Raw genomic sequence first — 14,180 nt, forward strand, 5'->3', positions numbered from 1 at the left:
GTAAAACATTGCTTTTAAACTACATCAACATACCAACATCACAGGTTCTTCCAGTTCATGGATCAATTGTTCACCTTTTTCCAATGCCAGTTCATTGATGGGAAGCAGGTGATGGTATTTTTCAGGTAATACTTTTTTCAAAGCTTCCAATACAGAATCAAGACTCACAACAGGTTTTAAATGCAGGTAAGCACCCAGGATGATCATATTCATGATCCTGGCATTCTTCATCTTCAGCGCCTCGGTGGTTGCTGGTATTCCTACAATAGCTATGTCCCTGCGTTCACTGGGTTGTAAAATTGTTCCGGTATCATACAATAACAATCCGCCTGGTTTAACCCTTGGTGCGAATTTGTCCATGGAAGGCTGGTTGAGCACTATGGCAGTGTCAAAGCAGGACAGTATGGGAGAACTGATTTTATTATCTGAGAGAATAGTAATGCAATTGGCAGTTCCTCCCCGCATCTCAGGCCCATATGATGGCATCCATGATATCTCTTTACCTTCAACCATTCCTGAATAAGCCAGGGTCATTCCCATGGATAATACGCCCTGTCCTCCAAAACCTGCTACAATAAGTTCTTCTAACATATTATGCCTCCTTTGTAGTTTTAAGATCTTCTGCCTTTGGAAGCTTGATATCTCCCACCGGGAAAGTCTTCATCATATCTTCTTCGACAAACCTGGTACATTCCAATGGCGTCATTTTCCAGTTGGAAGGACAATTACCCACTATTTCCACCAGGCAGGTACCCTTGTTTAACTTTTGGTAATTGAACGCATTTTGGAGCGCTTTTTTTGTTCTTCTTACACCGTTGGCATTATTGACCGCCTGCCGTGTGACATAGAAAGCTCCCGGCAATGGTGCGATCAATTCTGATATTTTAATTGGATATCCATGCATACTGGTATCCCTCCCTGCAGGACTCGTAGTTGTTTGCATACCGGTTAATGTGGTAGGCGCCATCTGTCCGCTGGTCATACCATATACAGCATTATTGATAAAAACGATCAGGATGTTTTCTCCCCGGTTGATAGCATGTATAGTTTCAGCGATACCTATTGCTGCCAGGTCACCATCACCCTGGTAAGTAAAAACATATTTATTGGGTAGTAACCTTTTGATACCAGTAGCCACTGCAGCTGCTCGTCCGTGTGCAGCCTGCTGCATATCAATATCCATATACTCATAAGCAAATACAGAACAACCTACCGGGGCTACCCCAATGGTTTGCTCCTGTATATCCATTTCTTCTACCACTTCCATAATCAGTTTATGAACCAAACTATGGTAACAGCCAGGACAATAATGCATGTCAACGTCAACAAGCGTAGCCGGTTTTTCATATACGGTCTCATATGTCTCGCTACCCAGGGATGTATCCATGGAAGTATCCATCATTACATTTTCATCAATTGGCATGGTGATACTGTATTAAGGTTTCTAAATGTTCCACAATGCTTTCAGGAGTCGGCATCATGCCACCCATCCTGCCATAAAATTCAACCGGAACTTTTCCGTTCACAGCAAGCCTTATATCTTCAACCATCTGTCCACTATTTAATTCAACACTCACTATCATTTTTAATTGCGGTGCTAATTCCAATAGGCGTTGTGAAGGATAGGGAAACAAGGTTATGGGTCGTAATAATCCCACTTTAATTCCTTTGAGTTGTGCTATATCCATTGCCTTTTGACAGATCCTTGCACAAAGTCCATAGGCAACAAATAAATAGTCAGCATCCAGCGTATTCATTTCCTCAAAACGCACTTCATTATCACGCATCAGCCTAAACTTAGCTTCCAGTTTCTGGTTATGCTGTTCCATTTGTTCGGGCTGGATGAAAAGAGAAGTAATATAATTACGGCTCCTGTTTTTGGGTTTACCAATGGTGGCCCAATTTGATTTATCTACTTTAGGATCCTGGTAAGGTTGGAACTGCACCTTCTCCATCATCTGCCCGATAGCTCCGTCAGATAATAATAAAACAGGGTTCCTGTATTTATCGGCAAGGTCAAAGCCCAGGAATACATGATCAGCCATTTCCTGTACGGAAGATGGAGCAAGTACGATCAATTTATAATCTCCGTGACCACCGCCTTTTACAGATTGGAAATAATCACCCTGCCCGGGTTGAATAGTTCCCAAACCTGGACCCGCACGATTGACATTAACGATCAGGCAGGGCAATTCAGCTCCGGCCATATAGGATATACATTCCTGCATCAGGCTTATTCCGGGTGAAGATGAAGAAGTCATGGCCCTAAAGCCGGCACCGGCCGCACCATATACCATGTTTATAGAAGCCACTTCACTTTCTGCCTGCATTACCACCCTGCCCCTGGCGGGCATTTCACGGGCCAAATATTCAAGCACTTCCGATTGGGGAGTAATAGGGTAACCAAAATAAGCATCGCAACCAGCCTGTATAGCCGCTTCTGCCAATGCTTCGTTACCTTTCATTAATTTAGTTTCGGTCATAATGCATATTATTTTGAGGGACTACTATCAGTTAGCAATTCTTCCTTTGCTAACGGTATATCAGCAACCTTTTTCTTTAAAGGAGTTCTATATACTGAAATAACTGCGTCAGGACAAACCAGTGCGCAGTTGACGCAGCCCGTGCAGAGATCAATATCGGCTACTATGTAGCGATATCCTTTGTTATTGATATGGGTAGAAAGAGAAAGGACACCTTCCTTGCAGGCAAGGGTACATAACTCGCAGCCCTTACATTTTTGAATATTGACCGCGACCTTACCTTTTACTTTTCTTTCTTTTCTTGAAGCAGCAACCGTTTGTTGTTCCATAGTAATGGAATTTAGAGGAGTGATAACCTCACCAAATGTCGACAGAAACCTTATTGAATTGCAATGGTATTGTCATATATCGATATGATTATTATCAGCTTTGCGATGAGCTAATTACAGATGAATTTCCAGTATTCAGATGAAGTCTGTAATACTGATTATCCTCACTCAGATAAATTCCTGTTTATCAATACAGATCCTTGCATCGACAGCCACTAAATAATTTGAAGTTCCCATCAGGGGATTAATGTCCATCTCTGTTATTTCAGGAACGGATTTCAGAAGTGCACTTAGTTTTACAATGGCGTCCACAATCAGCTCTTCATTCACCCCTTCTTTTCCACGTACACCTCTGATTATAGGATAGGATTTCAGATGCCTGATTATGGAAATAGCTTCTTCTCTTCCCACAGGTGCCAGTCCGGAAGAAATGTCTTTAAATACTTCTACAAATACTCCACCTAATCCACACAAAAGCTGGTGACCAAATTTATCTTCGGCTTTGGCACCTAAATAGATCTCGGTACCTGAGAGCTGTTGTTGCATAATGACTCCATCAACTCCAGGAATGGCCATTAGCCTGTCAAATACGGTTTCCAACTGTTCTGAATTACGTATACCTGTTTCCACTCCACCACTATCTGATTTATGTAATAGGCCGGAGGCTTTCAAAACCAGTGGATAGCCTATAATTTTAGCCTGTAACAAAGCTTCAGAACGGGAGGTCACTATTGCCTGGGGCACTGTGGCAATTCCCGCTGCTTTAAGCAAACAGAATACCTGTTCCGGGGAAAGATATCCTTTAGGAGCCCCGTCAATGATTTGCCTTGCCTTTGCCAGGTCCAGCACAGGCAGAATGGCATCGGGAAATGGCGCCTGCATTTTGTTTACTCTTGTCAATACATAACCAAAGCTCACTTCATCGGTAAAATTCACATGACCCATTGACTGAAAATGACTTACTTCTTCAGCCGCCTGAATGGCTGAAGGAAGGATGGGAAAGATAGGTTTGCGGGAAGTGCGCATTTTCTCATGTAGTAACATATACACATCATCCACACTCCACATACCGGTGGTCCCAAACACAACAACTGCGGCATCAATTTCCTCAAAATCATTTTCTACAGCATCGAGAATTTCTCCCAATTGTTCAGCCGTTCCTGTTGCAAGAAAATCTATTGGATTAGATACCGTGGACCCGGGAAATAATCTGGATAATAATCTATCAGCTTTAGGTCCTTGTAGCTGTGGCACTTTCATACCATTTTTAACCAGGATATCTGTTAGCATCACTCCGGGCCCTCCCGCATGGGTGATGACGGCTATACGATCACCTTTAAATGCTGGTATTGTGAAAATAGCAGCCACGTATACCAGTTCTACACGACTGTAACACCTTATAATTCCTGCCTTCCTAAATAGGGCACTGACAGCAGAATTGGATCCCGCAAGGGCACCTGTATGCGAAGACACGGCCCTTGACCCCGCCTCTGTATTGCCGGACTTGATAGCAGCAATCCGGCATCCTTTATTTACTAATGACCGGGCATGCTTTAAAAATCGTTGAGGATCGTTAATCTGCTCCATATACAGGAGCTTTATTTTTGAACTTTTCTTTTCATCAAAGGTCTCATCCCAATATTGAAGAATGTCTTCAACTCCTATTTGAGCACTGTTGCCAACAGAGAAAATGTCCCGGAACTTTAATCCTCTTGGTATGGCCATCTCAAGTATATAGACCATAGTTGCCCCGGAAGCTGAAACACAATCACAACCCATTGGGTCATACTCAGGAATAGGCCCGGCAAAAACACCTTTGTAAGTTCCCGAAATTACACCTATGCAATTTGGGCCAACCAGTGTACCTCCCACATCATTGACAATTTGAACGCAACGCTTCTCCAGGCATTTGCCCCCGGCGCCGGTTTCACTGAACCCCGCTGAGAATAGAATGAACGCCTTACATTTCTTTTCGTAAGCAAGTTCCTTCAGTGCCGCCTCCACATAATTTGCCGCGACGGCAATAATGGCCAGGTCTGCTTCAGGCAAAGATGCACAGTCCGGGAAACAGGGAACTCCCTGCACTTCCTTTTCTTTGGGGTTAACGCCATAGATCTTCCCCGTAAACTTATTCTTAAGAATATTGTATAAAACTTTGCCCCCCGGCTTTGATTTATCATTTGAGGCACCCACAACAACGATACTGCGGGGATCTAATAATTCTTTTGTGATCATATTTTCCGCCAGGCATTGCTGACATGGCCAAAGTAAACCTTAGACAGTTTACAAAAGCTGATATGCATCATCTGAGTACACAGCATTGATCAACAGGAAGTATATTATTGATAAATATTTTCCAGGTCTTTCTCAAAAAGGGTGTAGGGATCCTTATAAAATTTTATAAAATCAGGTACACTGATTTGACCAGGAAAAGGAGCATAATAATGTGTGGGGCTTTGTGTATCATTACGCCAAACTAAAACATAACATAGCCGTTTATGTCCGGAACGCATCACTTTAAGCAGTACCTCATTCCACCAGTTAGGATTAGGTATTGACTCAAGTCCTGTTTCTGTAAATGCAGCCAGTTTTCCTTTCTTTCTTGCATAATCACTGACCACCTGGAGCTTCATGGCAGCCCTATCCAGCTTGTAACCATCTCTTCCCATGTCCCCGTAATTATCTATCCCTAACAGATCCACCCAGTCATCACCCGGGTAGCGTTCCAAATATTCTTCAGTGGTTGAAAATTTATTATCCGGGGAAAAAGCATAAATGAAACTATGCACACCCATAGAATCCCTTAAAAAACTAACTGTGAACTGCCATAAACTGATAAATTCTTCTCTTGTACAATGAGGCTTACCCCACCAGAACCATTCACCATCAAATTCATGAAAAGGTCTGAAGATCATGGGAACCAGTTTTCCATCTGCACCTCTTGTGTGGTTAGCCCAGTCACCAATACCCCTGAGTATTTGCTTGTAGTTTTCATGGGCTTTCCCTCCGGCAATGATGTATTTGACAGCAGGAAGCGAAACCGAATCTTTCCAATAAAATCCTCCAGGTGAAACAGGATTAGGAAAATGCCAGGCAAGGGTGACAATACCACCCCGGTTATAGGTATCAGTTACAGTTTTCCTTACAATGGCTTTTGTCTTTTCAACTTGCACTTCCGTTTGACCACTGAAACCACTCAGATCTACACCAATAACTCCCGGATGACTACCTGTAACTGACTTTACATCCGACCTGTTTTCTTCGCCAGACCAACCATGACCATATTCTGTTGCATGCTGATGTCCAAACACCGTATGATGCCTGGATAATTTCATCAAATTTTTGAATAAGGCCTTTGTCTCCTTTGTAGCTTTTGCATCAATAGGGCCTTTACCCTGTGCATTGCCCGCATGCGCAAAGAGAAAAGTCAGGTACAGAATTAAAAGCCGCGCAGGGATCATTGATAACGTTTATTAAATCCCTAATATAGTAAAGACAAGGTATTGAAGTTTATAAATATTATCTTAATGGCCGCCTTGGTAACTATGGAGATAAACAGCGGTATGAAATACTGGTATTTATTATTGTTGACGATTGCAGTTATGTTTCATGGCAATCTAACTGCCCAACCGGGCACTCCATGCCTGGCCACTAAAAAAATCATTTACCATAGTTCTAAAGCCGGTGAAGTATTCCTGGTATGGGGAACCAATTATTGGCAAACCCCTGCCTCCCAACTGTTGCCGAAGAACAGCTTTTTAAAGAATAAATATGCCTGCACGCCTCTTGACAGGTCAGGCAGCAACTATTCCACTTCTATTACGCTTCCCTGTGATTCAAGGCTTGATTATTATTTCTGGATTCCAAAAAACGCAAAAGGGAAAGAAGTAGATGGGTGGGATACCAATAACGACAATAATTATTATACTCCCACAAATGGTAATGAAGTAGTAGAATTAACCGATTCCAATTTAAAATTCTATCTAAAGCCCTTTTCACTGATTCAAAAAGGCAAACTATTTTTTATCCTTTCACTCATAGTTTTTGTTTTCGCTATTGCCTGGTACCAAAGAACACGCTCCTTCAAACTATATAATTTCTTACCTGGTTTATGGATTGCTGCCCTGGTCCTCATGGCGCTTTCCAGGTACGAGATTGTAAGTACAGGGCAACAATCCTTCTGGATTGATATCGGTGCTTTGTTCCCGGATCTCCTCTGGCTGGGTGGAATATTTCTTTGCTCCGCTTTGCTACAATCCATTGTAAGAAATAAAAATGCGGCTACAATTACTTTGTTGATAGCCTATGCATCAATACTCTTTTTAACCATTCTTATTTCACTTCTCAATATAGAAGTTGTCAAACAATTGGGTACACCCTTCAATTATAAATGGCTCTATTATTCGGATTTCCTGAAAGGAAATGATGCCCAGGTTGGCGCTTCAAAAACGCTTACCAGCTGGTATATTAAAAACCTGGTGGCCTTGCTCAGCAGTTTCCTGCTTCTCGGTGTTGGGTTAGCCATTCTATTTTCACAGTTTAGGTTTTCAAAAAAATGGAGGACAGGCATCTATTGCCTAATGCTTCTTCTATTTATTCTGAGCTATGTATGTTATTGTAAACTGCATGTTCGATCGTCTAAAGTACAAACCCCGGTTTATGCATTTATGTCTTCGCTTATTGACCCACCAGGCAAAGCAAAATTGTCTGGAATGCAGGTGCCGGATTCGGTTGAAAAATATATCATTGACGCCCATAATCAATCTGTAAACGGCAGGTATGACAGCCTGCATGTAATAGATAACATTATAGTTTTCGTTTCTGAATCTACACCGGCACAACTTATCAGCCTGTATGATTCAGGTTTTCAATGTACGCCGGCATTGAAAAAATGGCAACCCATTTCAAGGATGTATACCAATATGTATGCACATATTCCAAGTACGCCAAATTCCATGCTTTCCCTTTTATCAGGGATATATCCTATGATAGATTACAGGTCTGCTTTGCTTGAAAAAGTTCAATTACCAAAACCTTCTCTTCCACAATTACTGAAATCAAAAGAATGGAAAACTTCGTTATTCTTTTCATCCGATCTTGATTATGCTGGAATGAGAAAATATGCTGCAGACCAAAATTTTGAAACTATTGAAGATAACAGATCCATTCCCTGCAACAGGTCTTTCAGGATTACCCAATCAAATATTGATGGGTTGGATGATTCCTGCATGGTAGGCAGGTATTTAAACTGGTTGCAAAATAGTCCGGGTCAAAAAACATTCAGCCTTTTATGGACCAATCAAACCCACAATCCATATTATACCAATAACAATGATCACTACAGCCCTAATGAAACCTTAAACAGGTATCTCAATGCATTGCACCATACCGACAAGGTGTTTGACCAGCTCATGAGTTCATTGAACAAAACAAGACAACTGGAAAAGACCCTGGTCTTTTTCCTTGCTGATCATGGAGAAGCTTTTAATACACATGACCAGAAATTACATGCTTCAAAAGTATACGAAGAAAATGTACACATTCCCTGCCTGGTATTCAATCCCATTCTATTTAATGGTAGCCGGGATGAAAATATATTTGGGCTGATAGATATTGCGCCTAGTATAGCCCACGTGCTTGGAATCAAAAAGCCCTCGATTTGGCAGGGTAAAAGCCTGCTGGATAAAAATAATTTCTCCAGGGCTTTTTTTATTAGTCCCTACACCGACCTTATAATGGGTACACGTAACAGTCATTGGAAGTATATATATAATGTCGATACAGAAGAAGAGGAGTTATATGATCTTCAAACTGATCCCGGCGAATTAAACAACAGGATGAATGAATTTCCACAAATTGCAAAGCAGGAAAAAGAAATGTTGGGCGGATGGTTACATTTTGTAGATCATACTTATAAGGCCTGGTCAAAAAACTAAAAAATGGTTGTTCCGTTCCGGGGTGTTATCTGGACCAAAATAATTCAGTACTCCCAATTCGACAAAAGATGGTTTCTTTAGGTTCAAACCTTGTTACCAGGCTTAATAAACCTATACCTTTACCGCTTATTTACGTTCAATGTCAAGTTCACATAACAGGGTAACCGTTGCCGGATTACTTATTGCTTTAGGAATTATATATGGCGATATCGGGACCTCGCCCCTCTATGTATTGAATGCCATTACAAGTGGTAAAACCGTTTCGGAAGAATTGATCATTGGTGCTTTATCCTGTATCATCTGGACTTTAACGCTTCAAACTACCATTAAATATGTTATTCTAACCCTCCAGGCAGATAACCGGGGTGAAGGTGGTGTTTTTTCTCTTTATGCCCTGGTACGCAGGAGAAAAAAATGGCTTGTCATACCTGCCATGATCGGGGGCGCGGCCCTGCTGGCCGACGGCATGATCACTCCGCCCATTTCCGTGACTTCCGCTATTGAAGGATTAAAACAGGTGCCTTCCCTTTCTCATATCAGCCAGGGAACTATCGTGTATATAGTATTGGGCATCCTTTCCTTTTTGTTCTTTATCCAGCAATTCGGAACTGCCTTTATCGGCCGTTTCTTTGGACCCGTGATGAGCCTTTGGTTTTTTATGCTGGCCCTGCTAGGCATCATTCATTTTGCGGACGACCTGCATGTATTCAGAGCCCTGAATCCCTATTATGGCATCAAACTCCTGGCCACTTACCCAGGTGGTTTCTATATTTTAGGTGGTGTGTTTCTTTGCACTACAGGTGCTGAAGCCCTGTACTCCGACCTGGGTCATTGTGGTAAATGGAATATCCGGTATTCATGGATATTTGTAAAAACCTGCCTGATCTTAAATTATTTTGGACAGGGTGCCTGGTTGTTGAACAATTATAACGGAAAGCGCATCACCGCTTCATTAATAGAATCCGGCTTTAATCCGTTTTATGGATTGATGCCCCACTGGTTCCTTTACTTTGGTATTGCCATAGCCACAGCCGCCGCCATTATTGCCAGCCAGGCGTTGATATCTGGTTCTTTCACGCTGATAAGTGAATCCATACGTCTCAACTTGTGGCCTAAACTACGGATCGTTTACCCCACTGAAGCCAGGGGACAACTTTTTATACCTGCTATCAATTTTATTCTTTTCCTGGGTTGCATTGGTATCGTTCTACATTTTAAAAAAGCATCTAATATGGAGGCTGCCTATGGCCTGGCCATTACTTTGTGCATGATTGCCACGTCCATCCTCTTTGCCAATTACCTGGTATTGCACCGCACAAAAAGGCCTTTTGTTTACCTGTACCTGGCACTTTACTTTACCATAGAATTCAGCTTTTTATTTGCCAACATGGATAAGTTTCCACATGGAGGTTATGTAACCGTGATCATTGGAGGTTTATTATTCCTGGTTATGTTTAACTGGTTCAAAGCCAGGAAGATCAAAAACCGCTATATAGAATTTGTAAGGCTGGAAAATTATATTCCTAAGATACAGGAGTTAAGCAATGACCGAAGTGTACCCAAATATGCCACACACCTGGTTTACCTGACCAGTGCGGATAATCCAAAGGAAATAGAACATAAGATCATTTATTCCATCCTCAATAAAAAGCCCAAGAGGGCTGATATCTATTGGCTGGTGCATGTAGATACACTTGATGATCCATATACTTCTGAATATTCGGTAGAGCATATTATTCCCAATGATATTATCAGGGTTGAGTTCAGGCTCGGCTTCAGGGTACAGCCCCGCATCAATCTACTATTCAAAAAAGTGGTGGAAGACCTGGTCAAAAACAGGGAGGTCAATGTGATTAGCAGGTATGAAAGTCTTGAAAAAACAAATACCATTGGCGACTTTCAATTCATAGTGATGGAAAAATACCTGAGCCAGGATAATGAGCTACCTATTTTAGAGAGAATGATCATGAAGGTGCATTTTTGGCTAAAAGCTATTAGCCTGTCTGAAGAAAGAGGATTTGGACTTGACCTGAGTAATGTGACAGTGGAAAAATTTCCATTGATTGTAGCCCCAGTAACCAATGTCCGTTTAAAGCGAATAGAAAAAGGCTGATAGTAAAATAAGTCTGCAACAGGAATCTATATTGAGTTTTTCTTATCAACGGGACATGAAAAAGACGATCAGGAAAAACAATAAAAAGTTTACCAGGCAAATGATAATTGAAGAGTATTCTTTAAAAAAGGAAGTTGGTCTCATAATAAAATGCTTTTCATCAATGGTTAACTATCAGACGCTTTGATGTAAATTATAGTTACACCTTTTTTGAAATTTTCATAAAAACGGATGAAAGTATTTGGTTTAAATTAAGGGGCCGGAATAGAAATTCAGCCCCGTATTAATCCAATATCCTATGAAAAACCAGTGCTAAGGTATTTTGTCTGACCATGACCACCCTGGGTGAAATCACCCAATTTATTACGTACAATATCACTGGCCCTGGTTAAAAACTTTATTGATCTTCTCCAGATAGAATGAAATAGAAAGAGGTTCTCTTACCGGGAACCTCTTTCTTAAGAACTGATTATAATATTTTATTTTGTAATGTATCCAAACAATCCATCCTTTTCATCATTTGGACCAGCAGCAAAATAGAGGCGGTTGGGATCAATAGTAGAGGTAGATGGAGGAAAACTTATTGCCCATAATTTTTCAATGTCTATTGGATTTCCATGGGATCTCAACTGGCCCAGGAACCTGCCATCAGTTGAATAGGCATTGATACGTCCGTCACCAAGGTTGCCTATTAACACTGCAGGCTGACCTGCGCCACTTTCATCGGTAAAAAATCCTGCAGGCGCCCATGCAACTCCCCATGGTGCATTCAATTGGCCTTGTGAAACAAACCTGCTTATCAAGGTTCCCATGGCATCATAAATGTCGACATAGCCATTTCCTGGTTTTGCCACCTCATCTCCATCATCACCCAATTTGGCATACATCACGTATAACATACCTCCCACATTTTGAATATTAAACGGTGAATAATCTGATGGTAATGCAGGATCTGTAAAAGACATGGCAACAGAATTAAAATTCTTATCCCAAACATCGATTTTACTCTGGCTGAAATTGGCAGCATATAAATAATACGCACCGGAAGCTGCTTGTGCCATTGCCAGACCTGTATAGGAAGATGCAGGTGCATTATTTTTTATGACCAGCGCTGTGTTTCCGGCGGCACCATTCCATCCGGAAATAACACCATCTACACCCGCAAACATAAACCTGGCAGAAGCATTATTGGTAAGTTTAAAATCAGCTGAAGAAGGATCGATATTTAAAACCGCACCCGTAGGATTACCGCCTGTCGCTCCACCTGGTGATGGTATAGCCACTTCCGGGCGGGCTGCAATGAAATTCCCATCCCTGTCATACACTGATGAAACATGCCCTTCCTGTGAACTGACCCATGCTATGCCATTACCGCTAAAGGCTATGCCCCATGCATTCAGCAGGTGGGGATCAACATGAGCTGCCCCATAATTACTATTGCTGGCTACAAGATTTACCTGTACAAAATCTTTAAGCGTTTTGGGATCTTTAAATGGTTGCTGTTTGGATAGGCTGGTACCGTTATTGGCAGACTGGGTAGCATCTTTTTGACAGCCTGTAAAAATCATTACAGATCCCAGCAAGGTAACGGCAGAAAAAATTGTAATAGCCTGGTTGTATAACCTGTTCATATAGTTAAGTTTTAATGACAACTTCACTGTAGAAAATAGTTATCCAGGGCGGATAAGCCGTTTCAGTTCGTGGCTTGCATTAAATACGTTGCATATAATGAAAGGTTGCCTTTACAAAAGTTTCAGGAAAAAATCAATAAGGAGGGCCAGGTAAAGCTGATCAGCAAAATGGAAGTAATGGAGAAATGTCAATATTCCGTAAATAGGGTTTTAAATCATCTGTAGAATGAAAGGTTCTGATATACCCTATTTCCTGTTCTTCGTAATCGTAATATACTTCTGCGTAGAAGGAATCAAGTTGATATAAAAGCAAAATATATTGATCTTTTATCCGGTTGGCAATATAAACACCATGATCTAAGATCAATTGTTTCTTGGTTTGCTTGGTTTCATATTTGAATTCCTGTAGCAGCATCTTAAAGTGGTTGATATAGGTTTGAAATAGAACTTTAAATTAAAATACAAACAGGCAAAAAATCATAAAATAAGACCAACGGGGTAAAATTATAGTTAAGTGCTGTAAGAAGGGTAAGCAAGCCCTGCTGCCAGCGGTCTACATCATTACTTCATCCGTATTTGTTTTAGAACAAAATTTAAATACTTCTTGTTGTATTTTTACAAACTAACTATTAGTTACCCTAACCGACAAACGCATAACCATGGCCAATGTTGATCCCGCCAATCAACTTCCAATCAATTCTATTATACTTGCCGATGACGATCGGGATGATCATGATTTTTTTAAAGATGCCCTGGAAGAAATAGCGCCCCTGGTAAGGCTGAGCATTGTTGAGGATGGAGAAGCGCTTCTGAATTTATTAAAGCATTATGTTCCTGATTTCATATTCCTGGACCTGGATATGCCTTGTAAGAATGGCCTGGAATGTTTATCTGAGATTCGTACAAATACTGTATTGAAGACAATTCCTATAGTCATATTTTCAAGCACTTCAAGACCGGCAAATATTGATACCGCTTATGAAATGGGGGCAGATCTTTTTTTCATAAAGCCTTCCAACTATAATGACCTTGTCTCATCTATCAAGGCCATCTTGTCACTGGATTGGAGCATTCCTTCTGTGGTGAAAGAACAATATTTTATCAATGGAAGGTATGCGGCATTTATGTAGTAGTACAAAAGAAAATGAACAGCTGCAGTATGAACACAGGCTTTAATCCATCACTTCCACATTCCATTTATTTCGGATAAGATAGGTGGCCAGTATCATTTTCATCCTATCCATGGTGATCTTTAGATGTAGTGCCAATAAAGCAAAGATCTTGGTCTTCTTGTCGTTTATCTGCCCATCCAGCAGCACCACTTCACTCACCATTGCAAACAATGTCTCCCTGAATTCTTCACTTATAAAGGCTGAACAATATTCTATGACTTCTGCGGGCTCGTGACTGGACTGCAGCGATATGGCTTTTTTGGTCATTTGATTCAGATCACTGCCACGAAACCTTGAACAAAGCACAACAGCCCTGGATAAATGTTCTATTTGTTGTTCAGAGATATTTCCTGATTGTTGCATGGCAGCCGAAAATAATATGGTTACAGCTGCTTCCTGTTCGTTTTCTATCGGTAGTTCCATAAACTTTTTTCATCACCAGCATCAGCCAGATGATATCATTTGTAATGTAAATAGTAAGCGAAGATAATCCTGGTTATACAAAACTGCTTATAG

General features: G+C 41.1%; 12 protein-coding genes. 3 read left to right on the forward strand and 9 right to left on the reverse strand.

The features are described 5' to 3' along the window. Positions 1-24 precede the first annotated feature (24 nt). The 6 genes from BP74_RS15760 to BP74_RS15785 form a co-directional block, all read right to left on the reverse strand. Positions 25-591: a 2-oxoacid:ferredoxin oxidoreductase subunit gamma family protein gene (locus tag BP74_RS15760; protein WP_496375373.1), complete on the reverse strand. Its 567-nt coding sequence runs from the start codon at positions 589-591 to the stop codon at positions 25-27. A 1-nt stretch (position 592) separates the two neighbouring features. Beyond that, positions 593-1,423: a thiamine pyrophosphate-dependent enzyme gene (locus BP74_RS15765; protein ID WP_496375375.1), complete on the reverse strand. Its 831-nt coding sequence runs from the start codon at positions 1,421-1,423 to the stop codon at positions 593-595. Further along, positions 1,413-2,483, reverse strand: a complete 1,071-nt coding sequence (locus tag BP74_RS15770) for a 3-methyl-2-oxobutanoate dehydrogenase subunit VorB (RefSeq protein ID WP_496375377.1) — start codon at positions 2,481-2,483, stop codon at positions 1,413-1,415. The genes BP74_RS15765 and BP74_RS15770 overlap by 11 nt, the downstream gene beginning before the upstream one ends. Before the next feature lie 8 nt (positions 2,484-2,491). Next, on the reverse strand, positions 2,492-2,812 hold the full coding sequence (locus BP74_RS15775; RefSeq protein WP_496375379.1) for a 4Fe-4S dicluster domain-containing protein: 321 nt from the start codon (positions 2,810-2,812) through the stop codon (positions 2,492-2,494). 168 nt (positions 2,813-2,980) lie between these two features. Further along, positions 2,981-5,047, reverse strand: a complete 2,067-nt coding sequence (locus BP74_RS15780; protein ID WP_496375381.1) for an acetate--CoA ligase family protein — start codon at positions 5,045-5,047, stop codon at positions 2,981-2,983. Positions 5,048-5,151: 104 nt separating this feature from the next. Continuing rightward, positions 5,152-6,273, reverse strand: a complete 1,122-nt coding sequence (locus BP74_RS15785; protein WP_496375383.1) for a glycoside hydrolase family 26 protein — start codon at positions 6,271-6,273, stop codon at positions 5,152-5,154. Positions 6,274-6,339: 66 nt separating this feature from the next. Here BP74_RS15785 and BP74_RS15790 point away from each other — a divergent pair, with 66 nt between their 5' ends. After that, positions 6,340-8,748, forward strand: a complete 2,409-nt coding sequence (locus BP74_RS15790; protein ID WP_496375385.1) for a sulfatase-like hydrolase/transferase — start codon at positions 6,340-6,342, stop codon at positions 8,746-8,748. Positions 8,749-8,887: 139 nt separating this feature from the next. Next, positions 8,888-10,861 (forward strand): KUP/HAK/KT family potassium transporter, encoded by a 1,974-nt coding sequence (locus BP74_RS15795; protein WP_496375387.1) that lies wholly within the window; start codon positions 8,888-8,890, stop codon positions 10,859-10,861. A 479-nt stretch (positions 10,862-11,340) separates the two neighbouring features. Here BP74_RS15795 and BP74_RS15800 read toward each other — a convergent pair whose 3' ends face one another. After that, entirely contained in the window at positions 11,341-12,492 is a 1,152-nt protein-coding gene (locus BP74_RS15800) for a TIGR03118 family protein (RefSeq protein WP_496375389.1), read from the reverse strand. A gap of 160 nt (positions 12,493-12,652) precedes the next feature. Next, on the reverse strand, positions 12,653-12,907 hold the full coding sequence (locus BP74_RS15805) for a hypothetical protein (RefSeq protein WP_496375391.1): 255 nt from the start codon (positions 12,905-12,907) through the stop codon (positions 12,653-12,655). Between the two features lie 244 nt (positions 12,908-13,151). Here BP74_RS15805 and BP74_RS15810 point away from each other — a divergent pair, with 244 nt between their 5' ends. Next, complete coding sequence (locus tag BP74_RS15810; protein ID WP_496375393.1) at positions 13,152-13,622, forward strand: response regulator; 471 nt, start codon at positions 13,152-13,154, stop codon at positions 13,620-13,622. A 42-nt stretch (positions 13,623-13,664) separates the two neighbouring features. Here the strand turns inward: BP74_RS15810 and BP74_RS15815 are convergent, their stop codons facing one another. Continuing rightward, entirely contained in the window at positions 13,665-14,087 is a 423-nt protein-coding gene (locus BP74_RS15815) for a tellurite resistance TerB family protein (RefSeq protein ID WP_496375395.1), read from the reverse strand. Positions 14,088-14,180: the final 93 nt, after the last annotated feature.

The organism is Flavisolibacter ginsengiterrae DSM 18136, from assembly GCF_059568575.1.

Coding starts and splice junctions, on each gene's coding strand:
- BP74_RS15775 (WP_496375379.1), bottom strand. CDS start 2,812: ATGGAACAACAAACGGTTGCTGCTTCAAGAAAAGAAAGAAAAGTAAAA.
- BP74_RS15785 (WP_496375383.1), bottom strand. CDS start 6,273: ATGATCCCTGCGCGGCTTTTAATTCTGTACCTGACTTTTCTCTTTGCG.
- BP74_RS15780 (WP_496375381.1), bottom strand. CDS start 5,047: ATGATCACAAAAGAATTATTAGATCCCCGCAGTATCGTTGTTGTGGGT.
- BP74_RS15800 (WP_496375389.1), bottom strand. CDS start 12,492: ATGAACAGGTTATACAACCAGGCTATTACAATTTTTTCTGCCGTTACC.
- BP74_RS15760 (WP_496375373.1), bottom strand. CDS start 591: ATGTTAGAAGAACTTATTGTAGCAGGTTTTGGAGGACAGGGCGTATTA.
- BP74_RS15795 (WP_496375387.1), top strand. CDS start 8,888: ATGTCAAGTTCACATAACAGGGTAACCGTTGCCGGATTACTTATTGCT.
- BP74_RS15805 (WP_496375391.1), bottom strand. CDS start 12,907: ATGCTGCTACAGGAATTCAAATATGAAACCAAGCAAACCAAGAAACAA.
- BP74_RS15770 (WP_496375377.1), bottom strand. CDS start 2,483: ATGACCGAAACTAAATTAATGAAAGGTAACGAAGCATTGGCAGAAGCG.
- BP74_RS15810 (WP_496375393.1), top strand. CDS start 13,152: ATGGCCAATGTTGATCCCGCCAATCAACTTCCAATCAATTCTATTATA.
- BP74_RS15765 (WP_496375375.1), bottom strand. CDS start 1,423: ATGCCAATTGATGAAAATGTAATGATGGATACTTCCATGGATACATCC.
- BP74_RS15815 (WP_496375395.1), bottom strand. CDS start 14,087: ATGGAACTACCGATAGAAAACGAACAGGAAGCAGCTGTAACCATATTA.
- BP74_RS15790 (WP_496375385.1), top strand. CDS start 6,340: ATGGCCGCCTTGGTAACTATGGAGATAAACAGCGGTATGAAATACTGG.